Genomic DNA, 19,825 nt, shown 5'->3' with positions numbered 1-19,825 from the left:
TGCGCCGTCCTCCCGCCGACTCTCAGAAATCTCCCAGAACCTCTCGGGAACGTCGTACCCACGACAGCCAGTGTGTGCTCGTCCCACGGCACGCGGCGCCGCCGTAGTCTCCCCCGTTCGGCGCCGCGTGCTCCCCGCGAGCGAAGCGGAGTGTTTCCCGTATGGCTGCCATCACGTCCCGTCGCCAGACCAGGCCCGGTCCCAGTCCGCGGCCTGGCACGAGTCCGCGGTCTCAACGCCGCACCGTGCCTGTACAACTGATCGGTCCGTGGCAGAACGCCCTGGAAGGGGCGGCGGCCGCGATGTGCGCGACAGTCGCCATGGCGGCTGTGTCCGCGCTGGCACTGGTCCTGCTCGACGCGGGGTCCGTCGGATCGCTGTGGTCGTTGGCGATGGTCCTGACGGCCATGTCTGTCGGCGGTTCGCTGAGCGCGAGTTCGGATGTCTCTGCGGACACCGGGTCGATGGGCGGGCTGGCCTCGCTGTTCGGCGGTGGTGGCGGCATGGGACCGTCGATGAGCGGTGCCGCCGATGTCATGCCGCTCGGAGTCACTCTGGTCGGCGCCGTCATCTTCTGGATCGCGTTCTCTTGGCGGCTGCGTCAGGGGCGGCAGCGGCGGTTCACTGGCGGTGAGCTGGCCGTGCGGGCGGCCGGAGCCGTGACCGCGGCGCTGGTCGCGCTCATGATCGTGGCCGGTCTCGCACAGGGATCTGCCACCGTGCCCGCGTCGGCGATGAGTCGGATGGGGGGAACCGGCGCGGGTCAGTCTGCGGGGGGCTTCGGTGGCGGGAGTGATCGCCTGAGGGAGCTTTTCGGCGGCGGCGGGGGGCTGGGTGATCTCTTGGGCAGCGGTGGTGGTGGTGACCTGGGCGGCCTGATGGGCGGTGGTGGCGCGGGGGCCGAGCCGATGCTGACGTATCACGTGAGCGTGGGAACCGCGGGCCTTGGTGCGGTTCTGTGGGTGGCCGTCGTACTCGGTGCGGGGTGCCTGATCAGCCGCCGGGTGCGGCTGCCGCTGGGCGGTGCGCTGGACGGGCTGCGCACGGCCTGGGGCCCAAGCTTCTCGGCCGTGGTCCGCACGACCCTGGTCCTGGCGGCCGTACCGATGGTGGCCTTGGCGATCATTGGGGCTGTGGTCGGCGGCCGGGCCGGCTCGGCGGCAGGCTCCGCCCTGTTGCTCGCCCCGAACGCCCTCGCGGTGTTCCTGACCCTGGGCGTCGGTTCGTCGTGGACGGCCGAGGTGCACCCGGTGCAGAGCGACGGCGGCAGCAACCCGCTCGCCTCACTCATGGGCGGCCTGGGTGGTACGGGTGGAATGGGCGGCGGCCGGCAGCCCGACCGTACCGAGCACCTCAGGTCCCTGTCGGCAGGCGGATGGCCGCTGTGGCTCGCGGCCCTCGCAGTGACCGGCCTGATCCTGCTCGCCTGCGCCCACCGCGCCGCCCGGGCCACACACCCCGGCCACAAGCTCCCGCTGCTCCCCTACCGCGGTCCGCTGGCCGGGCACCTCGGCATGGCCGCGCGGTTCGGTGTCGTCACGGCCATCGCCCTGGGCGTGGCCGCCTGGCTGGTGGGGGCGTCCGGGCGTTTCGGCGTCAGCGTGTTCGGCAGCGAGATGGGGGGAATGCAGGCCGAGTTGAGCGGCAGTGTGCTGCGGACGGTGGTCTTCGGGCTGCTCGTCGGCGGGCTGGCAGGGTTCGTGGGAAGTCTGCCGACCGCCGCGTTGCGCGGTGGCCGTGCGGCTCGGTGACAGCAGGCTTTGCGGCTCGGCTTTACGCGGTGAAGACAGCCCTCTTCGTATCCTGCCCGGCAAGCTCCCGGCTGCTGCGGGCCGCGCGCCTTCCGCCATGCCCCTCACCCGGAAATGTCCCCGTGTCTTGCCGGGCCGGGAGCGTGTCCCGGTCGCCTGGAGGCCCCCTTTGACACCTGTTGAGCGCCCTGCCCTGCCCGGCATCGGCATCGAGAGCGCGCCCGACGCGGCGGTTGCCGCGGGCGTGAACCTGCTCGTCGTGGACGACGAACCCACCGTGCGGGAACTGCTGTGCGCGGCCCTGCGACACGCCGGTTTCACTGTCGCCGCGGCCAGGACGGGGCAGGAGGCCCTGGATCGTGCGGGAGAGGTCTCGCCGGATCTGGTCCTGCTGGACGTGATGCTTCCCGACCTGGACGGCTTCGAGGTGATCCGACGGCTGCGTGAGCAGCACCGGCCGGCCTCGGCACCCCGTACCGGGCACATGCCGGTCGTGTTCCTCACCGCCCGCGACGCGACGCAGGACAAGATCGAGGGGCTGGTCCTGGGCGGCGACGACTACGTGACCAAGCCGTTCGACCTCCAGGAGCTGATCGCCCGCATCCGCGCCGTGCTGCGCCGCACCAGCGGCGACCCAACCGCGCAGCTGCGCGTGGCCGATCTGGAACTCGACCCCGACAGCGTCCAGGTGGCCAGAGCGGGGGAGCCGATACGTCTGTCGCCCACTGAGTTCCGGCTGCTGCACTACCTGATGATCAACGCCGGGCGCACGGTGTCCAAGCCGCAGATCCTCCAACGAGTCTGGAACTACGACTTCAACGGCGACACCGGCATCGTCGACACCTACATCAGCTACCTGCGCCGCAAGATCGACAACGGCGGCCCGAAGCTCATCCACACCGTGCACGGCGTGGGCTACGTACTGCGCGCACCGAAGACATAAGGACCGCAGGCATGAGGACTGACGTCACGAAGACCGAAGTCATGACCCCGCCCCGTCGTGCCCGTGCGCTGTGGGCACACGCGTCCCTGCGCAGCCGCGTGCTGATGCTGGCCGTCGCCCTGCTGACCACCGGGTTCACGGCGTTCGCCCTGGTCACCGGCAACGCCCTGCGGGGGTACATGGAGAACCGGGTCGACTCGCAACTCCGTGCGGCTGCCAGGGTGTTCGCCCTCCTGCCGCCGGCCGTGGCGGAGACCGGGGCCGAACGCAAGCCGCCGACGCGCCTCGCCGACTTCAGTACGGACGTCCTTGGCAACCCCGTGATCACGTACGTGGCGAAGGACGGCACCGTCGAGAGAAGCATCGACTCCCTCGCGGGAGCGAACCGGACGGACAACGCGCGAGGCCTGGCCCTTTCCCGGCTGGACACGGCCGCGGTCGCCGCCCACGGCGGCCAGCCGTTCACCGTCGACAGCACGACGGGCGACGCCCGCTGGCGGGTGATCGCCATGCCCAGGGCGGCGTCACGTGCCGTCCTGCCGCGGGCCGCGGTGACGACGTCGGCCGACTCGGGCAGCGTGGTCGTGGCGACGTCGATGGACCAGGTGGACAGCACGGTGGACCGTATGTGGCAGAACTACCGGAACACCGGCCTCGGTCTGCTCGCGGTCCTGGCCGTGGCGGGCTGGTTCGCGGTCCGATCCGGGCTGCGCCCACTGTCCCGCATCGAGCAGACGGCCGCCGAGATCGCGGGCGGTGACCTCTCCTGCCGAGTACCCGAACTAGCGAGCTCCAAGACGGAGTTGGGTCGTCTGACCGCCGCCCTGAACGGCATGCTCGGGCAGCTGGAGACCGCCTTCGCCACCCGCGCCGAGTCCGAGGCGCGAATGAGCCGGTTCGTCGCCGACGCCAGCCACGAGTTGCGCACCCCGCTGGCCGGCATCAAGGGTCTGACCGACCTTCACCGCATGGGCGCCCTTCCCGACCGCGAGGACATCGATGACACGATGGCCCGAATCGCCCGTGAATCCGAACGCCTCACGCGCCTCGTCGAGGACATGCTCCAGCTGGCTCGTCTCGACGAACATGCCCTGAAGGCCCCGGGGCAGCCCGCTGTCCGCCCTGCGTCCAGCTCCCCGCCAGGTCTCGACCTCACCCCCGCCGACCTGCGCACGCTCGCCGCGGACGCTCTGCACGACGTACGCGCCCTGGACCCGACCCGTGCCGTCACGCTGACCGGGCCGACCGGCGACGACCCGCCCGCCTCCGCGCCGGCCCTCGCCGACGAGGCCCGACTGCGCCAGGTAGTCACCAACCTGGTCGGCAACGCCGTCACCCACACACCACCCGGCACACCCATCCGCATCGGCGTGGGCACGGTCGGCGGCCATGCTCTCCTGGAGGTCGCCGACCAGGGCCCGGGTCTAAGCCCCGAGCAAAGCGGCCGTATCTTCGAGCGCTTCTACCGCGCCGACACCTCCCGCACCCGCGCCACCGGCGGCTCCGGCCTCGGCCTCGCCATCGTCCATTCCCTCGTCACCGCACACGGGGGCCACGTCGAGGTCGACTCCGCCCCCGGCCAGGGCGCGACCTTCCGCATCCTCCTGCCTCCGCTCACGGACCAGCAGACGTACCTCCATCAAGGGCGGGAACCACGCCCGTCGCGTGGATAGGACCAACTCGCCCGGCAGCCTTCTGAGTTCCTGCGACTCCCCTGGTCCAGATCAGTGCCGGTCCGACCAGAGGAGGCGTTACTGAGCGTTCGGCCGGCTCCCCGGCGGCCCACTGGTTGGCGCCGGGTGCGGCGCCAACCAGTGATGTGACAGTGACCCACCAGTGCCGTGACAGCAGTCCACCAGTGCGCTGGGTAAATCTCGGAGCCGCCAGAGCCTGGAAACCCCATCGATCGCGAGGGTTGTGGATTTCGCCGAGAAGGCGGGTCCCGACCCTTGTCCGCTCAAGGGCCAATTCCACCAGTACCGCGCGCCCGCTAGAAAGGACATGGAAGTGAACCCTGATCACGAATCCCGCAGCGGCGGACTCACCCCGCAGCGCCGCACCCTTCTTCTCGGCATGCTCGGCGGTGCCGGACTCAGCCTCGTCGGAAACACCGGAACCGCCGTGGCCGCCACGTCGAACGACCCAGCGGCGAATCCGGAAGCCGATTTCAACTTCGACACCGGAAACGCCGTCAGAGAACTGTTCGTCGAAGGGAGGCAGGCAGCAAGTGGCCTCAAGGCCATCGCTCCGATGGACGTCACCATGATGATTCGCGTCACGCAAATGGCACAACTCGCGTGGTTCGACGCGGTGGCGCCGTTCCACCCGACGGCGGTCGGCGTGTACTCGAGGCTGGGCCGTCGCCCCGCAAGCGAGAGCACCACCAACAGGAACAAGAACATCGCCCTCCTCTATGCCTCCCACCGGGTGCTCGAAACCCTGCTCCCAACGCAGAAAACGGAGTGGCGCAAGATCATGACCTCGGTCGGCCTGGATCCAGACGACAGGACGGAGAACAAGACCACTCCCATCGGCATCGGAAATCTCGCAGGGAAGGCCATCCTCGCGCACCGGCTGCGCGACGGCATGAACCAGCTCGGAGACGAAGGCGGCCGCACATACCACCCGCAGCCCTACGCGGACTACCTCGGATACCGCCCAGTCAACTCGGCCTTCGAGGTCCGCGACCCCTCACGCTGGCAGCCCCTCCTCGCACCCCACGATCGCCGGCTCAAGCAAGGGACCGGAGACGTCGGCGCCTTCGTCATACAGCAGTGTGCGACGCCGCAACTGAGTGTCACCAAGCCGTACTCCTACACCGACCCCGACGAATTCCGTCTCGCGCCTCCCAAGAAGAGCGACCACACCAACGCCAGGGCGTACAAGCGTCAGGTGGACGAAATCCTGGCGGCATCGGCGGAACTCACGGACGAGCAGAAGCTGATGGCGGAGATCTTCGACGACAAGTTTCTCGGTATCGGCCTCTCCATCGGAGAGGCGTGCGCGGCCCATGACCTGGATCTCGACGGATGGATTCAGGCACATATGCTCGCGGCCACTGCCGCTTTCGACACCTGCATCGCGGTGTGGAAAAGCAAGATCCGCTACGACGCGCCACGGCCGTTCACCGCGGTTCGGCACGTGTACGGCAGCGAGAAGGTCACGGCCTGGGGCGGGCCTGGGAAGGGAACAGTAAGTGATATCCCCGCCGACCAGTGGCGAGGCTACCTGCTAGTCGGGGATCATCCCGAATACCCCTCCGGGTCGACGAGCCTGATGGCCGCTCAGGCCCAGGTGACACGCCGTTTCCTCGATTCGGAAACCGTGGATTTCACGTTGCCCTACGCCAAGGGCTCGTCATTGGCGGAACCGGGCATCACGCCGGCCAAGGATCTCGTAGTGCACTTCGACACCTGGACTGAGCTGAACCGAGCGTGTGGCATGAGCAGGTTGTGGGGCGGAGTGCACTTCATGTCGGCGATCGAGGCCGGATGGGATCTCGGTGCCCGAGTAGGTGACCGCGCCTACGAGTTCGTGGTGAAGCACATCAAGGGCGAGGTCGGCCACTAATTCGCTTACCCCTCGGCCCGCGAGGTGGGCGCGACCTTGGCAGCCGGTCTGGTGGGCGCGGGCGGCCGCCCCGACCGCGCCGGCGCCGCAGTGCAACATCACAGGTCAAGAAATGGCTCGCCCAACGCCTGAGCGACGAGCGCTCGAGACGACGTATGTAACGAATGAATAACACACCGGGGCAATCGACAGCCTTCCCTCTCCCCCATCACGAGACCCCAGGGCGGCCTGTGCAAGCAGCGCCGCACGATGCTCATCGCGATGCGGTGCAACAGGGAGCATAAGAACGCATGTCTGCAATTAAGACCACACTGCGCATCACGACGGTCGCCGTCGCCACTGCCGTCGCTCTCGGAGTCGCCGGGCCGTTGGCGTCGGCGACCGAGGCGGAGCGCGCGCGTACTGCTGAGACACAGGCCGCCGCCGCGGAGGAGTCGGGCGCGCCGCAGATGGTGGAGAGCGGGCCTGACGAGCGTCTGGGCACACTTCCTGCGAACCCGTCCACGCAGCAACTCGTTGCGGCGATGTACCCGGGCGACAAGGCGGCCCAGGAGGCGGCGCTGGCCCATCTGCAGCAAAGCCCGCTGTTATTCGGCTTTTGGGACACTGCGTGGAAGGTGACAAAGTGCGTGGGCGCGATCGGCGCGTTCATCGCGGGGAACGCGCTGCTGGTGACCAAGGCCACCAAGTTCGGCGGCGCACTCAAGGGCGCCAAGCTCATAGTGCTGGCGGGGAACAAGGAGGAGCGGATCAAACTCCTCGCGGCCATATTCGGCGAGGTGACCGGGCTGACCACGGTCGCCACCCAGTGCGGCTGATCCAGGGCCGTTCACGAGAGGAGGCAGTAACGGTGGAGATGGCCTTCAAGGTGTCGTTTGTGCTCGCCACGGCCGTCGAGGCCGTCCTTGTCGCTGTGCTGCTCTTCCAGCTGTGGCGCCGGCAGCGGCATGAGGTCGCGCGTCCGCTGGTCCTCAGCGGCGGTGACGCGCTGAGCAGCGGGTGCGTTTGCGCGGGCGCAATGGCGCTCACGCTCCTGTTCACTGACGGCTGGGACAGCCCGGCGGCGGGCGACATTCCGCTGTACGGGGCGACGTTCGGGATGGCTACGGCGGGCCTCGTCTCGTTCCTGAACCGGCGAAGCGGAAGGTCCGGCACGGACCAGCGGGACGGAACGCGCTCCCCACGCGGCCGCGTCGCCCTCCTGCTGCCGCTCGGCTTCGGAGTGCTGGCGGGGCTGGCGGGCGTTTGATCGATCCGGCATCGCCGACGGTCGGCGGGACGGCAGGGACTTCGTCTGCCCGAACAGCAACGGGACCACACCCGGCTCTACTGCCGACCGCACCAGCAGGCTCATGGGGCCCGGCCGCCACTCGGCGCTGGAACGTTGAGCACCGCCAGCGCGATCGACACGAGCAGCTCGCGCTCGGTGTCGGTGAGTCGGGGCGGCGTGGGGCCCGGCTCGGAGGTCGGGTCCGGCGAGGCGGCGGAACGCTGCGCCTTCGCGTGGATCGACATGACGCCGATGCGGATCGCGCCGAGCGCGCAGCGACAGCGCAGCATCATCTCGGGGTCGTCCGTTCCGGCGATGAGTCGCTCCAGCCGCGCAAGTCGCCGGCCTAGGTCATGGCGGTCGACCAGGATGCGGAGCGCTGCGGGCTCGGTCGCGATGGCCTGCAGCGTACGGCCGCTGTTCTCGAGGGCGGCGATGATGCCGCGGACCATCATCTCCTGGTTGAACTCGGCGCCTTCGGCCTGCTCGGCGAACTGGTCCAGCGCCTCCACGACCGGGCCCACGAGCGCCGAGAGCAGCTCTTCCTTGGCCGGGAAGTGGTAGTAGAGGGCAGCGCTGGTCATCCCCAAGTGCTGTGCGAGGTCACGCATCGAGGTTCCGGAGTAGCCGCGCTCCGCGAAAAGCACGCTCGCGGCGTCCAAGATCCGCTGCCGGGTAACTCCAGCGGTGCTTCCGGCGATCCGGGCCATCGTTCTTCCAACTCCCGTTCTGGGGCTCGGGAGGTGTCGCACATCTGTCGTGCCGTCACCTGAGCTCTGTCTCGGTATGCTACCTTCGCAAGTATTAATCGATCGGCCGATTAATTCTTAGGAGCGGCATGACCCCGCTGGCCCGCTGGTGCTTCCGGCATCGCCTCTTAGTTCTCCTCATGTGGCTGTTGGCGTTAGGCGGCATCTCTGTGGCCAGCCAGGCCGCAGGCCCCGCTTACGCGAACGTATTCTCCGTCTCCGGCACCGAAGCGGAGAAGGCACAGGACCTCGTCAAGTCCGCGTTCCCGGACAGCGCGGGCGACATGGACACCGTCGTCTGGCAGGTGGCCGACGGGACCGTCCGGGACGCCGCGGTACGCGACCGGCTGTCCGAGACACTCGATGAGATCGGCCGGCTCGACACGGTCGGCTCGGTGACCAGTCCGTACTCGAAGGCCGGCACCACCCAGATCAGCCGCGACGGCCGTACCGCCTACGCCAGGATCACCTACCACAACACGGCCGAGGAACTGTCGGTGGAGGAGGCCGAGCGCGTCGTCGACACGGCGGCTGCGGCCCGTGCCGATGGGATCAATGTCGAGGTCTCGGGGCCTGTGGCAGAGAAGACCGAGGCGGGGCAGGCGGGCAACATCGCCGAATTCGTGGGCCTGGTGGCCGCCGCGGTCGTGCTCTATCTCGCCTTCGGGTCGCTGCTGGCGATGCTGTTGCCGCTGATCAGCGCGCTGTTCAGCGTCGGTACCGGCATTATGACGATCAAGCTTCTGTCGCACGGCCCCGACGTACCGGAACTGGCCGCCACCCTGTCGACGCTGATCGGACTCGGCGTAGGAATCGACTACGCACTGTTCATCATCACCCGCCACCGACAGGGACTCAAGGCGGGCCTCGCCCCGGAAGAGGCTGCTGTCCGGGCTCTCAACACGTCCGGCCGCGCGGTGCTCTTCGCCGGTGCCACGGTGTGCATCGCGCTGCTCGGCCTGCTGGCACTGCGGCTTGAATTCCTCACGGGCGTCGCGATCGCCACCACCGTGGTGGTGGTGCTCACCATGACCGCGTCGGTGACCTTCATGCCGGCGCTGCTCGGCCTGTGCGGCCTGCGGGTGCTTAGTCGCCGGGAGCGGCGGCGTCTGGCGGACGAGGGCTCGACCCAGGAGGAACCACGCGGACTTGCCGTGCGGTGGGCGGCATTCGTCCAGCGTCGTCCGGGCGGCCTGCTGACGGCTGCCGTACTCGTGCTGGCTGTTCTGACCATCCCCTTCTTCTCCCTCCGACTCGGCATCTCCGACCAGGGCAACCGTCCCGAGTCGAACACCACTCGCCAGGCGTACGACATGCTGGAGCAGGGATTCGGGCCGGGCTTCAACGGGCCGCTGCAACTGGTCGCCGAACTCGACGGCCAAAGCGACAAGGAAGCTCTACGGCAACTCGCCGACACCGTAAGGAATGACGCCGACGTGGCCTCGGTGGTAGCCCTGCCCGCGCAGCCGGACGCCACGACAGCCGTGGTGCAGGTGATCCCGAAGACCGCCCCCCAGGACGAGGCGACATCGGATCTCATCGCGCGACTGCGCGACACGACTGTCCCGGCCGCCGAGCGCGGCACCACCATGAAGGTCTACGTCGGCGGACAGACCGCGACGTTCGACGACTTCGCCACCGTCATGCTCGGCAAGCTGCCGTGGTTCGTGCTGATCGTGGTGGCGCTCGGGTTCCTTCTGCTGCTCGTGGCCTTCCGCAGTCTGGTGATCCCGGTAACGGCCGCGGTGATGAACCTGCTCGCCGCGGCGGCGTCGTTCGGTGTGCTGGTGGCGCTCTTCCAGTGGGGCTGGCTGTCAGGTCCGCTGGGGGTCGGTGGGGCCGGGCCGGTCGAGGCGTTCCTGCCGGCGGTGATGCTGGCGGTGCTGTTCGGACTGTCGATGGACTACCAGGTGTTCCTGGTCAGCAGGATGCACGAGGAGTGGGTGCACTCCCGCGACAACTCCAAGGCGGTGACGGTGGGCCTGACGAACACCAGCCGGGTCATCAACGCGGCTGCGGTCATCATGATCTGCGTCTTCTCGGCGTTCGTGTTCCGCGAGGAGCGGATCATCTCCGAGTTCGGCGTGGGTCTGGCGGCAGCCGTGGCGCTGGACGCGTTCGTCATCCGCACCATGCTGGTGCCCGCCGCCATGCGCGTACTGGGCACCGCCAACTGGTGGCTCCCCGGCTGGCTGGACAAGCGACTGCCCCACCTGGCGGTCGAGCCGACGGATGCACCCGCGTCTCCCTCGCCCCCACTTCCCGCGCCGGCGAAGGCCCCGGACGTACGGGCGAACTGACGGTGTGTCCACCACTGGTCCCCCAGCGGCAACGCCCGTTGGAGGACCAGTGGTGGACGGCTTGCTCGGCTGCTGGTGACGGCCATCTGTCCACCCCATCGGCCCGCGATGCCGCACTGCCAGCATCGCCTTGCAGGTGATCCGTACGAAGGAGCGCAGATGTCTCAGTTGTCGTTGTCTCAGGCCGCTCCGGTCGGGGGCAGCCGTATCCACGGCGTCGGAGCGTACCGGCCCGAGCGCGTCGTCACCAACGAGGAGATCGCCCCTCGTATCGGGGTGGCTCCCGAGTGGATCGCGCGCCGGTCGGGCATCCACACCCGGCGGTTCGCCGGACCGGATGAGCCGCTGGCGATGATGGCGGCCGCGGCCTCGGAGAAGGCCCTGACTGCGGCCGGACTGTCGGCCGACGAGGTGGACTGCGTCCTGGTCGCGACGATCAGCCATCTCCTTCAGATGCCCGCGCTGGCGGTGGACGTGGCCCACCGGCTCGGCGCCGCGCCCACCGCTGCATTCGACCTGTCGGCGGCCTGTGCCGGGTTCTGCCACGGCGTTGCGATGGCGGACAGCATGGTCCGGTCGGGCACCGCCCGCAACGTACTGCTGGTGGGGGCGGACCGTATGACGGATGTGGTGGACGCCGACGATCCGGCCACCGCCTTCCTCTTCGCGGACGGCGCCGGCGCCGTTGTCATCGGCCCCTCCGAGACGCCAGGCATCGGCCCGGTGGCCTGGGGCTCGGACGGTGAGCGGATGGACGCCATCACCATGACCGGCCACTGGACGCCGAGTCTCCGCGAGAATCCCGAACTTCCCTGGCCCTACCTGTGCATGACGGGCTGGAAGGTCTTCCGATGGGCCACCGAGACCATGGGTCATGCGGCCCGTCACGCCATCGAGCGAGCCGGTCTGACGCCCGGCGAGCTCTCCGCCTTCATCCCGCACCAGGCGAACGAACTCATCACCGACGCGCTGGTCAAGGACATCGGCCTGACCGCCGACACGGCCGTCGCCCGGGATATCGCCGACAGCGGCAACACCTCCGGCGCCTCGATCCCGATGGCCATGGAGAGCCTGCTCGCCTCAGGCCAGGCCCGGTCCGGTGAAGCAGCCCTGCTCATCGGTTTCGGCTCCGGACTGGTGCACGCCGGGCAGGTCGTCCTGCTCCCCTAGGCGCCGCTCATCACGACAGTCTCCCGTCCTGCTGTCGGTGTTGACCCGCTGGTGTCCTGCCCCAGCCCTCGACCAGCAAGGTCCGAAATCATCCGACGCAACCATCCGTTCCCCACACGCGAACTCGGAGCGTCCCATGAATCCCACCCTCACCGGCAAGCACGCGCTCGTCACGGGCGGCAGTCGAGGCATCGGAAGAGCCATCGTGCTCGCCCTCGCCCGGGCGGGAGCCGATGTCCTGGCCTGCCACCAGAACCCGAGCGCGGAAGCGGACCAGTTGGCCGCGGAACTGAAGAGGACCGAGGGCGACCACCACCTGCTGCAGGCGGACATCACCGACCCTGTCGACGTCGACCGCCTGGTGGATGAGGCGAGGACCAGGTACGGCTCGCTGGAGATCGTCGTGCACAACGCCGGCGTGATCAGCCATGTCCCGCTGCCGGAGCTGGAGTTGGCGGACTGGCACCGGGTGCTGGACACCAGCCTGACCGCGGCCTTCGTGGTGGTGCAGAAGACGCTTCCGCTGTACGGGGAGCAGTCCTCCGTCATACTGATCGGCTCCCGGTCCGCGGCGCGCGGTATCCCATTGCGGAGTCACTACACGGCGGCAAAGGCGGGCCTGGAAGGGTTCGCCCGCTCGGCCGCCAAGGAGCTGGGCGGACGCGGGGTGCGCGTCAACGTGATCGCACCCGGAGTGATCGACAGTGACGACACCAAGGCGATCCCGGCCGAACAACGCGCCCAACTGATCGCCCGCTACGGCGAGAAGACGGCACTCGGGCGGCTCGGCGAGACAGATGAGATCGCCGACGCCGCGGTCTTCCTCGCCGGCAACCTTTCCTCCTACGTGACCGGCCAGACGATCAACGTGGACGGGGGGATCTGATGTCCGCGGCCGGGTCGCACGCCGAATATCCGCCGACGCGACCCGGCCGCGTACCACCCTTCCGTCTTCCGATGGGTCGAGGGGCTCTGTCAGTTCCCGGCCAGCCGTTGCAGCGTGTACACCTTCACCAGTTCATGGACGGAGTAGCCCACCGGGCCGTCCTTGCTTCCCGCCGCCTGCAGCAGATGCCGGTCGGTGAGCCTGGCGAGCACCCCCTCGGCGCTCGCCAGGTCGCAGCCGAGTTGTTGGGCCGCGTCCTCCGCGGTGAACGGACTGCCGGCGCGCATCGCGAACAACTGCATAGCCAGCCGATCTCGCTCGTCCAGCTGCCGGAACCCTGCGTGGTACGAGGCACGCAGGTCGAGGCCGGGGAGGCTGGACTCGTCAAGACGGCGGCGAGGGTCGGCGAGCCGCTCGGCGAACTTGCCGAGCGGCCAGCCCGGCAGTCGGCTGAGCCGGGTACCGACTGCCCGCAGCGAGAGCGGAAGTCCACCGCAGAGCTCGACGATCCGGTCGACGGCGGTCGGGTCCTCGCCCGCCCGTTGTGGTCCGATGATCAAGGTGAGCAGTTGGTGGGCATCGTCGTCGGAAAGCGGGTCGAGGAGTACCAGCTCGGAGCCGGCAAGTCCGTGGGCGAGGCTGGTGACGATGACCGCACAGTCGCCGCTGCCCGGCAGCAGCGACTTGACCTGGGCCGTGGTCGCGGCGCTGTCGAGGAGGAAGAGCAACGAGCGGGAGGCACAGCGGCTGCGGAACAACTCACTGGCCTCGTCGATGTCGTCCGGGAGAGCGGAGCGGGGTTCGCCGAGTGCGGCGAGGAAACGGTGCAGCACGGTGCGCGGGTGAACCGGATCCGCACTGTCGCCGCGCAGGTCCACATAGAGCTGGCCGTCCGGGAATCGGTCGCGCACCCGGTGTGCGAGTCGCGTGGCCAGGGCCGACTTGCCCACTCCCGGCATGCCGGTGATCCACAGAACCGGCAGCGGGGCATGCTGGTCACGGCACTCCGCGAGGCGGCTCTCCAGCCGGGCGAGCACCTTTGTCCGTCCGGTGAAGTCGGCTATGTTGAGGGGCAGTTGAGCCGGATGCGGAACAGACCGGACCTGCTGGGCCGGGCCCCCCAGTGGCAGACCGACCGCGGCTGCGATCCGCGATCCGGCAGCCTCCTCTAAGTCCTCGTCGTCATCGTTGCGGGCCGCCATGTGCCCGGACCTCGCATCGATGCCGTTCGGCACGATCTGCACCGGACGCAGTGCCAGTTCGGGCGTGGACTCACCTTCGAGATGCAGTTCGGGTTCGGCCACCAATAGGGCGGTGTGGAGTCGGGCCAGCATGGGCGAGGGCTCCAGGCCCAACTCTTCGATCATGCCCCGCCGGAAGGTCTGATATGCCTCCAGGGCTTCGTGCCGCCGGCCGGAGCGGTACAGGGCGATCATGAGTTTACTGTGCACACCCTCGTCGAGCGGATGGTTGGTGCACAGCGTCTTCAGTTCACCGATCAGCTCGCGATGCCGGCCGAGCTGGAGTTCGGCCTCGAGCCGCAGCTCCAGTGCATGCTTCCGGCGCTCCTGAAACCGCGTGATCTGGAGGCCGAGCTGATCGCCGGGATCGACGTTGGCCAGCGGGGCGCCACGCCAGAAGGCGAGGGCGCTCGCGAGGAGTTCGGCGGCCGTCTCGGCATCTTGGCCGTCAAGTGCCTTCCGCCCCTGGTCGATCAGCTCCTCGAAGCCATGCACGTCGAGAATGCCTGCCGGAATATCCAGCCGGTAACCGTTCGCCTTCGTATGCAACGAGACACCGGAACCCCCGAGCACTTCAAAGACGTTCTTCCGGATCTTGTAGATGTACGACTGGAGAGTGGCGAGCGCACTCGTGGGCGGGGAGCTCCCCCATAACTCATCCATCATCTCGTGTACACCTACGATCCGATTCCCGGACACCACCAAGAGTGCCACCAGTTGCCGCAGCTTTGGCGCGCTGGGCGTTAATTCACGATCTTCGCTACCCATTACCTCCAGCGGCCCCAATACACGAAGCCGCACCCCAGGAACGTCAGTCATCCGCGTGATCCCCCTACTGAGAACATCGCCTCAGTCACGAAAAAATCAAGCAATGGCTTGCCGTGTCCGTCGAATTGAGGCCTCTGGGCCCGAAGGCGGACACTCGCTATAGGTCACCTTATCTTAGCGATAGTTGAGAATCCTAGTGTTTCGCGAGTATGTCGCTGAAATAAACCGTTCGCCACCTGACGCAAAAACCGAAAATGCTTCACTATGTAACTACTGGCGAGTCAAAAAGAAGGGGGGTGCCCCGCAGATCGGGACACCCCCCTTAAAGATGAATATTGTTCACGCCGAGTAGGCCGCTACCACTTCGTAAACGGCGAAGGGCATTCCGGATGGAGTCGGGTCGGCGAACTCGCGGATCGGTGCCGTCTGCCCTTTATGCCGGGCACCCTCCTCCCATTCCAGAAATGCATGCCGGTCCTCCCACTCGCTCAGCACGGCGAAACGAACTGGTTCCTTCACATCGCGGAGCAGTTCGTTGCGCAGCATGCCCGGCGTACCCTCCAACGCCTTACTGGACTCGTGGTACGCCTGTACCAACTTCTCTACGTCGTCCGAATCCTGGGCATCGCGGACCCGGACGTAGATGGTGACGCGAACCGTGCCCCGCTCGGTCTCGGCGCTCACCGCGTCTGCCCTGCCTTCGGCATCTCCGCGACGACGTCGGTGGTCACCATGGAGCCCTTCGTCCGGAACGGCTGCAGCTTGCTCCGGTGCCCGATGTGCTCGTCGCTGCGCTCGAACGCGCGGAAACGCTGTTCGTCGGTCCAGTCGCTGATGATGTAGTAGACGCCAGGCTCATCGTGGCTACGCATGAGCCATTGGCCAAGGTTGGCCGGCTGGCCGGTGATGACCTCGCCGATCTCCCGCCATGCGTCCTCGAACTCCTTCTCCTTGCCCTCGGCTATCTCGGCTCGCAGCAGCACCCTGAAAACCGGTCCGCGGTCGCCGTTCGCCGTCGCTTTCTGCACGCTGTCGCTCCCCTCTCCCGCAGAGCTGCCGTCGCCGCCGGCCTGGGCTGCGGCCTCTTCGATCAGCTTCTTGATGCGGGCCATTTCCTTGACCGTCTGCCGGTTCAGATGATCCTCGGCGCCGGAGTCGTCCACTGGCGCGGACGGCTTCATGGTGAACTCCTGGATCCAGCGCATACGGACGCCGTCCGGGCCCTCCGTGTACTCCCAGCGGATGTTCATGTACTCGAACAGGCCGTTGTCGAGCCGCCGTGCGGTGACCGTACGGTTCTCGGGTTCGGGAGTCCGCTCGGAGACCCAGCTCCACTGCTTCCCGTCCTCGTCCCGTTGGGTCGTGAGCCGGAACCGGACCGTGTCGCCCTCGACGGCGAGTACCTCGGACTCGGCGTACTCCTCGAACAGAACAGCCCACTGGGAAACGTCGTTGGTCATGTCCCAGACCAGTTCCATGGGGGCGTCGATGACAATGGAGTTGTCGGTGCGGCCGGCCATGTCAGGCCGCCTCTTCCAGGCGCCCGTTGACGTAGTCGAGCACCTGCCGGGGGGTCTCCATCTCCTCCATGGCGGAGTCCGGTATGCGCAGCTTGAACTCGTCCTGGATCTGAGTGACGACCTCAAGGACGGCCAGCGAGTCGACGTTCAGGTCGGTGAACGGCTTGTCGAGGACGTCCTCGGTCAGGCTCGACGCGTCCGCGGACTCGCCCTGAGTGGCCCGCATGATCTCGAGCAGCTTTTCCACGCTCAATGTGGTCACGTTTGCTCCCTCGTTGGGTGGTTGGGTTCGGTCACCCACGGGTCCTGCCGAGGCCCGTGGGTCATGAGTCAGGTCCGTGCGCCGGGCTCGTTTCAGGCCGCCGCGCGCAGCACCAGGGCTGCGTTGAAGCCGCCGACGCCCCTTGCGCAGACCAGTGCATGACGTATCGGCAGCTCCCGCGGCTCCGCACGGACGAGATCCAGCGGGTAGTCCGAGGCGGGTTCGGCCACATGCGGGGTGGGTGGCGCCACGCCGTCGCGGATGGCCAGCAGTGCGGTGGCGACGTCGAGGGCGCCGCCGCCCGAGTACATCCGCCCGGTTGCGGTCTTCGGCACGGTGACCGGCACACCGCGCGGGCCGAACACCTCCGTCAGTGCCGCGGCCTCCGCACGGTCCAGAGCCGGCGTCCCTGAGCCGTCCGCGAAGACCAGGTCGATGTCGCCCGGGGCGATCCGGGCGTCGTCGAGCGCGTTACGGATCGCCCGGCCCAGTGTCGGACCGCGTCCGGTGCCGGGGGCGGGATCGAAAGTCGCCGCATAGCCGGCGATCTCGCCGTAGATCCGCTCGACCCCGCGCCGCACCGCGTCTTCGCGCCGTTCCATGACCATGATTGCGCCGCCTTCACCCGGCACATAGCCCGCTGCACGGTCGTCGAACGGCAGGTAGGCAGCGGTCGGGTCCGGGCTCGGGCTGAGCAGCCCGGTCGCCAGCTGCGCGACCATGCAGGCCGGGGAGAGCGGGGCGTCGGTGCCACCCGTCACGGCGATGCGGGCACCGCGCCGCAGCAACCGCCGAGCGTGTCCGATGGCATCCAGTCCCCCGGCCTGTTCGGTCGCGATCAGCCCGCAGGGGCCACGCAGGCCGTGATGGATGGACAGCTGACCGGTGGTGGCCGCGTAGAACCAGGCCACGGACATGTAGGCGCTCACCCGCATGGGGCCGCCACTCCACATCTTCTGCAGTTCGTGCTGGCCGTACTCGACGCCCCCGGAGGAGTTCGCGGTGACCACGGCTCTGTCGTACTCGGGGAAGTCGGCGAGGTCGACGTGGGCATCCACCAGTGCCATGTTCGCACCGGCGAACGCAAAGTGTGTCATCCGGTCGGTTTGTGCGAGCAGCTTGGACGGGACATGGTCGGCCGCCTCGAAGTCGTCGACCTGTCCGGCGAGTTGAACGGTGTAGCCGGAGGGGTCGAAGCGGCGGATGCGGTCGATGCCGCTCTTGCCCGCCAGTGTGGTGGCCCAGTAGTCGTCGAGGCCCACGCCTGTGGGGGCGACCACGCCGAGACCGGTGATCACCGTCATCGCGTGCTCCTCGGAGAGATCAGTACGATCGCGCTCTGGAAGCCGCCGAATCCGCTTCCGACGCTGAGCACCACGTCGGTGGGGTGCTCACGCGCCTCGCGCGGGACGTAGTCGAGATCGCACTCGGGGTCGGGTGTGGTGAGGTTCGCCGTCGGCGGCACGACTCCGTGCTCGATGGCGAGGGCGGAGGCGGCCACCTCGATCGCGCCGATGGCGCCCAGGGAGTGGCCCACCATCGACTTGATCGAGCTGACCGGCACCCGACGGGCATGGTCCTTCAGACTGCGCTTGAACGCGGCTGTCTCGTGCCGGTCGTTCTGCCGGGTGCCCGATCCGTGCGCGTTGACGTAGTCGATGTCCTCGGCCGATATACCGGCTTGTTCCATGGCCCGGTCGATGGCCTCGGCCAGTTCCCGGCCGTCCGGCTTCAGGCCGGTCATGTGGTAGGCGTTGGCACGTCCGGCGTAGCCGGCCACCTCACAGTAGATCTTCGCGCCGCGCCGTACTGCCCGCTCCCGCGCCTCCATCACGAAGACCGCGGACCCCTCCCCCAGCACCAGTCCATCGCGGTCCCGGTCGAAGGGGCGGCAGGCATGTTCCGCGTCGTCGTTGCGGGTCGAGGTCGCCTTCAGCGAGTCGAAACAGGCCACCGTGATCGGCGAGATCGGGGCGTCCGTGGCACCACCGATCACGACGTCCGCGGAGCCCTCCTCGATCAGCTGCGCTGCGTGCCCGACCGCGTCGAGCCCGGAGGTGCAGCCGGTCGACACCACCGACGTCGGTCCCTCCGCGCCGACGCGCCGGGCCACCTCCACCCCCGCGGTACTGGGGATGACCGCGCCGTACAGGTGCCGTACGCCGTACTCCTCGTCGCACAGCCACTTACGGCCGCCGTCGCTGATGACGACGTACTCCTTCTCCATCATCATGGTGCTGCCGACCGCGTTGCCGATGGTGACACCGGTACGGGCCGGATCCAGGTCGCCCTCGCCGACCCCCGCGTCCGCGAGTGCCTCGCCGGTGGCGGCCACCGCCATCTGCACGGCCCGGTCCATCCGACGGATCTCCTGCGGCGCCAGGCCCAGCGCGGCCGCGTCGAAGTCGCACTCCGCCGCGATCCGGCAGCGGAACCGCTCCGGGTCGAACAGAGTGATCCGACGTGTGGCCGTACGGCCCGCGGTCACCGCCGCCCAGAAGTCGCGGGTACCGACCCCGCCCGGGGCGATGACGCCCATCCCGGTGATGACGGCACGTCGTTCATTCCTCATCGGGACCGGCCTCCTCCGTGTCGACGTGACCCAGCTCGGGGCGGGGAGCGAGCGGGCACGAGTGGAAGACGACGAACGCCGGCACAGTGCCGTCGTTGAGCATCTTGTGCCTGGTCATACGGGGGATGAGGATGCCCTCGCCCGCCGTCACCCGGTGGACGTCCGTGCCGTCCGTGGTCACTTCCAGACCGCCCTGCACCACGTACATGAACTCGTCCGAGTACGGGTGGTAGTGCTCCCTGATCCGTTCGCCGACGGCCAGCAGACCGGTGCCCATGAAACCGCTGGTCACTCCGGTCGTCGCCGGACCGAGGACGACCCGCACATCGCCGCCGTGCCGAGGGCTCGACGGGACCTCCCCGGCGGCAACCTTGCTGACAGGGAGCTCCGCCGTCCCCGTCGGCGGGGTGGTGTGTGCTTCGTGGGCGGACATCAGTCGGCCTGCCAGGTGTAGAACGGCAGCGCCATGGCGTGCTTGGGCTCGGACCACTTGGGGTCGTACGCGGTGATGAACGGCAACAGCCTCTCGTGGAGCTCCTTGAAGAGCGGGTGCTCCCGTGCCGCGTACAGCTTCTCCGTGGGGTCCTCGTCTGCCTCCACGAGGTGCATGTACAGGTCGTGGAAGCGGAAGAGCGTGCGTTGCCGCGCGCCGATGAGATGCGGCAGTTCTGTACTGTCCGACCAGCGGAACAGGTCTGCGACCTTGTCGGCATCTTCGGGTTTCATTCGCGCCACGATCAAAGTGCGGTGCATTCCGCCTCCCGGCAGTTCGATTCTGTGAGTCGCATGTGAGCTGAAAACCGCCCCTGCGCATCGTGGGTGG

At 68.2% G+C, this 19,825-nt stretch carries 18 protein-coding genes; 9 read left to right on the top strand and 9 right to left on the bottom strand.

Annotated elements, in window-relative coordinates:
• The first annotated feature begins 245 nt into the window (after positions 1–245).
• From ACFWYS_RS37840 to ACFWYS_RS37815, 6 genes are all read left to right on the top strand, one after another.
• Complete coding sequence (locus ACFWYS_RS37840) at positions 246–1,751, top strand: streptophobe family protein (protein ID WP_384779265.1); 1,506 nt, start codon at positions 246–248, stop codon at positions 1,749–1,751.
• A 169-nt stretch (positions 1,752–1,920) separates the two neighbouring features.
• On the top strand, positions 1,921–2,694 hold the full coding sequence (locus tag ACFWYS_RS37835; RefSeq protein WP_384779262.1) for a response regulator transcription factor: 774 nt from the start codon (positions 1,921–1,923) through the stop codon (positions 2,692–2,694).
• 11 nt (positions 2,695–2,705) lie between these two features.
• Positions 2,706–4,367 carry an ATP-binding protein gene (locus ACFWYS_RS37830; RefSeq protein WP_384779259.1) on the top strand — a complete coding sequence of 554 codons (1,662 nt, stop codon included), beginning with the start codon at positions 2,706–2,708 and terminating at the stop codon, positions 4,365–4,367.
• 244 nt (positions 4,368–4,611) lie between these two features.
• Positions 4,612–6,264 carry a DUF6851 domain-containing protein gene (locus ACFWYS_RS37825; RefSeq protein WP_384779256.1) on the top strand — a complete coding sequence of 551 codons (1,653 nt, stop codon included), beginning with the start codon at positions 4,612–4,614 and terminating at the stop codon, positions 6,262–6,264.
• A 290-nt stretch (positions 6,265–6,554) separates the two neighbouring features.
• Entirely contained in the window at positions 6,555–7,082 is a 528-nt protein-coding gene (locus tag ACFWYS_RS37820; protein ID WP_384779253.1) for a hypothetical protein, read from the top strand.
• A 32-nt stretch (positions 7,083–7,114) separates the two neighbouring features.
• Entirely contained in the window at positions 7,115–7,513 is a 399-nt protein-coding gene (locus ACFWYS_RS37815; protein WP_384779250.1) for a hypothetical protein, read from the top strand.
• A 101-nt stretch (positions 7,514–7,614) separates the two neighbouring features.
• On the opposite strand, the gene ACFWYS_RS37810 is transcribed toward ACFWYS_RS37815, so the two are convergent.
• A complete protein-coding gene (locus ACFWYS_RS37810; RefSeq protein ID WP_384779247.1) occupies positions 7,615–8,244 on the bottom strand; it encodes a TetR family transcriptional regulator in 630 nt (209 codons plus the stop codon).
• A gap of 128 nt (positions 8,245–8,372) precedes the next feature.
• On the opposite strand from ACFWYS_RS37810, the gene ACFWYS_RS37805 reads away from it, so the two are divergent.
• The 3 genes from ACFWYS_RS37805 to ACFWYS_RS37795 all read left to right on the top strand — a co-directional run bounded on the left by ACFWYS_RS37805 (position 8,373) and on the right by ACFWYS_RS37795 (position 12,639).
• Positions 8,373–10,583, top strand: a complete 2,211-nt coding sequence (locus tag ACFWYS_RS37805) for an MMPL family transporter (protein WP_384779244.1) — start codon at positions 8,373–8,375, stop codon at positions 10,581–10,583.
• A gap of 159 nt (positions 10,584–10,742) precedes the next feature.
• Positions 10,743–11,753, top strand: coding sequence for a beta-ketoacyl-ACP synthase III (locus ACFWYS_RS37800; protein WP_384779240.1), 1,011 nt, complete (start codon positions 10,743–10,745; stop codon positions 11,751–11,753).
• Positions 11,754–11,889: 136 nt separating this feature from the next.
• Complete coding sequence (locus ACFWYS_RS37795; RefSeq protein ID WP_384779237.1) at positions 11,890–12,639, top strand: SDR family NAD(P)-dependent oxidoreductase; 750 nt, start codon at positions 11,890–11,892, stop codon at positions 12,637–12,639.
• Positions 12,640–12,728: 89 nt separating this feature from the next.
• On the opposite strand, the gene ACFWYS_RS37790 is transcribed toward ACFWYS_RS37795, so the two are convergent.
• From ACFWYS_RS37790 to ACFWYS_RS37755, 8 genes are all read right to left on the bottom strand, one after another.
• Positions 12,729–14,546 (bottom strand): BTAD domain-containing putative transcriptional regulator, encoded by a 1,818-nt coding sequence (locus ACFWYS_RS37790; RefSeq protein WP_384779233.1) that lies wholly within the window; start codon positions 14,544–14,546, stop codon positions 12,729–12,731.
• Positions 14,547–14,987: 441 nt separating this feature from the next.
• Complete coding sequence (locus tag ACFWYS_RS37785) at positions 14,988–15,332, bottom strand: antibiotic biosynthesis monooxygenase family protein (protein ID WP_384779230.1); 345 nt, start codon at positions 15,330–15,332, stop codon at positions 14,988–14,990.
• Complete coding sequence (locus ACFWYS_RS37780; RefSeq protein WP_384779227.1) at positions 15,329–16,168, bottom strand: antibiotic biosynthesis monooxygenase; 840 nt, start codon at positions 16,166–16,168, stop codon at positions 15,329–15,331. The genes ACFWYS_RS37785 and ACFWYS_RS37780 overlap by 4 nt, the downstream gene beginning before the upstream one ends.
• Before the next feature lies 1 nt (position 16,169).
• The gene (locus ACFWYS_RS37775) at positions 16,170–16,415 is read right to left on the bottom strand and encodes an acyl carrier protein (RefSeq protein ID WP_384779224.1); all 246 of its coding nucleotides are present in this window, start codon (positions 16,413–16,415) and stop codon (positions 16,170–16,172) included.
• Between the two features lie 107 nt (positions 16,416–16,522).
• The gene (locus ACFWYS_RS37770; RefSeq protein ID WP_384779221.1) at positions 16,523–17,734 is read right to left on the bottom strand and encodes a ketosynthase chain-length factor; all 1,212 of its coding nucleotides are present in this window, start codon (positions 17,732–17,734) and stop codon (positions 16,523–16,525) included.
• The gene (locus ACFWYS_RS37765; protein ID WP_384779218.1) at positions 17,731–19,002 is read right to left on the bottom strand and encodes a beta-ketoacyl-[acyl-carrier-protein] synthase family protein; all 1,272 of its coding nucleotides are present in this window, start codon (positions 19,000–19,002) and stop codon (positions 17,731–17,733) included. Before ACFWYS_RS37765 ends, ACFWYS_RS37770 begins: the two co-directional genes overlap by 4 nt.
• Positions 18,992–19,435: a cupin domain-containing protein gene (locus ACFWYS_RS37760; protein ID WP_384779215.1), complete on the bottom strand. Its 444-nt coding sequence runs from the start codon at positions 19,433–19,435 to the stop codon at positions 18,992–18,994. Before ACFWYS_RS37760 ends, ACFWYS_RS37765 begins: the two co-directional genes overlap by 11 nt.
• Positions 19,435–19,755 carry a TcmI family type II polyketide cyclase gene (locus tag ACFWYS_RS37755; protein ID WP_384779212.1) on the bottom strand — a complete coding sequence of 107 codons (321 nt, stop codon included), beginning with the start codon at positions 19,753–19,755 and terminating at the stop codon, positions 19,435–19,437. The genes ACFWYS_RS37760 and ACFWYS_RS37755 overlap by 1 nt, the downstream gene beginning before the upstream one ends.
• Between the last annotated feature and the right edge of the window lie 70 nt (positions 19,756–19,825).

Source organism: Streptomyces sp. NPDC059010, from assembly GCF_042740355.1.
In the GTDB taxonomy this organism is placed as follows: domain Bacteria; phylum Actinomycetota; class Actinomycetes; order Streptomycetales; family Streptomycetaceae; genus Streptomyces.
This window is presented reverse-complemented; position numbering and strand designations above follow the sequence as displayed.

What these genes read in the sequence shown, in the direction of transcription:
- ACFWYS_RS37805 (WP_384779244.1), top strand. Translation starts at nt 8,373, where the DNA reads ATGACCCCGCTGGCCCGCTGGTGCTTCCGGCATCGCCTCTTAGTTCTC.
- ACFWYS_RS37820 (WP_384779253.1), top strand. Translation starts at nt 6,555, where the DNA reads ATGTCTGCAATTAAGACCACACTGCGCATCACGACGGTCGCCGTCGCC.
- ACFWYS_RS37830 (WP_384779259.1), top strand. Translation starts at nt 2,706, where the DNA reads ATGAGGACTGACGTCACGAAGACCGAAGTCATGACCCCGCCCCGTCGT.
- ACFWYS_RS37795 (WP_384779237.1), top strand. Translation starts at nt 11,890, where the DNA reads ATGAATCCCACCCTCACCGGCAAGCACGCGCTCGTCACGGGCGGCAGT.
- ACFWYS_RS37760 (WP_384779215.1), bottom strand. Translation starts at nt 19,435, where the DNA reads ATGTCCGCCCACGAAGCACACACCACCCCGCCGACGGGGACGGCGGAG.
- ACFWYS_RS37790 (WP_384779233.1), bottom strand. Translation starts at nt 14,546, where the DNA reads ATGATGGATGAGTTATGGGGGAGCTCCCCGCCCACGAGTGCGCTCGCC.
- ACFWYS_RS37800 (WP_384779240.1), top strand. Translation starts at nt 10,743, where the DNA reads ATGTCTCAGTTGTCGTTGTCTCAGGCCGCTCCGGTCGGGGGCAGCCGT.
- ACFWYS_RS37755 (WP_384779212.1), bottom strand. Translation starts at nt 19,755, where the DNA reads ATGCACCGCACTTTGATCGTGGCGCGAATGAAACCCGAAGATGCCGAC.
- ACFWYS_RS37780 (WP_384779227.1), bottom strand. Translation starts at nt 16,168, where the DNA reads ATGGCCGGCCGCACCGACAACTCCATTGTCATCGACGCCCCCATGGAA.
- ACFWYS_RS37765 (WP_384779218.1), bottom strand. Translation starts at nt 19,002, where the DNA reads ATGAGGAATGAACGACGTGCCGTCATCACCGGGATGGGCGTCATCGCC.
- ACFWYS_RS37810 (WP_384779247.1), bottom strand. Translation starts at nt 8,244, where the DNA reads ATGGCCCGGATCGCCGGAAGCACCGCTGGAGTTACCCGGCAGCGGATC.
- ACFWYS_RS37770 (WP_384779221.1), bottom strand. Translation starts at nt 17,734, where the DNA reads ATGACGGTGATCACCGGTCTCGGCGTGGTCGCCCCCACAGGCGTGGGC.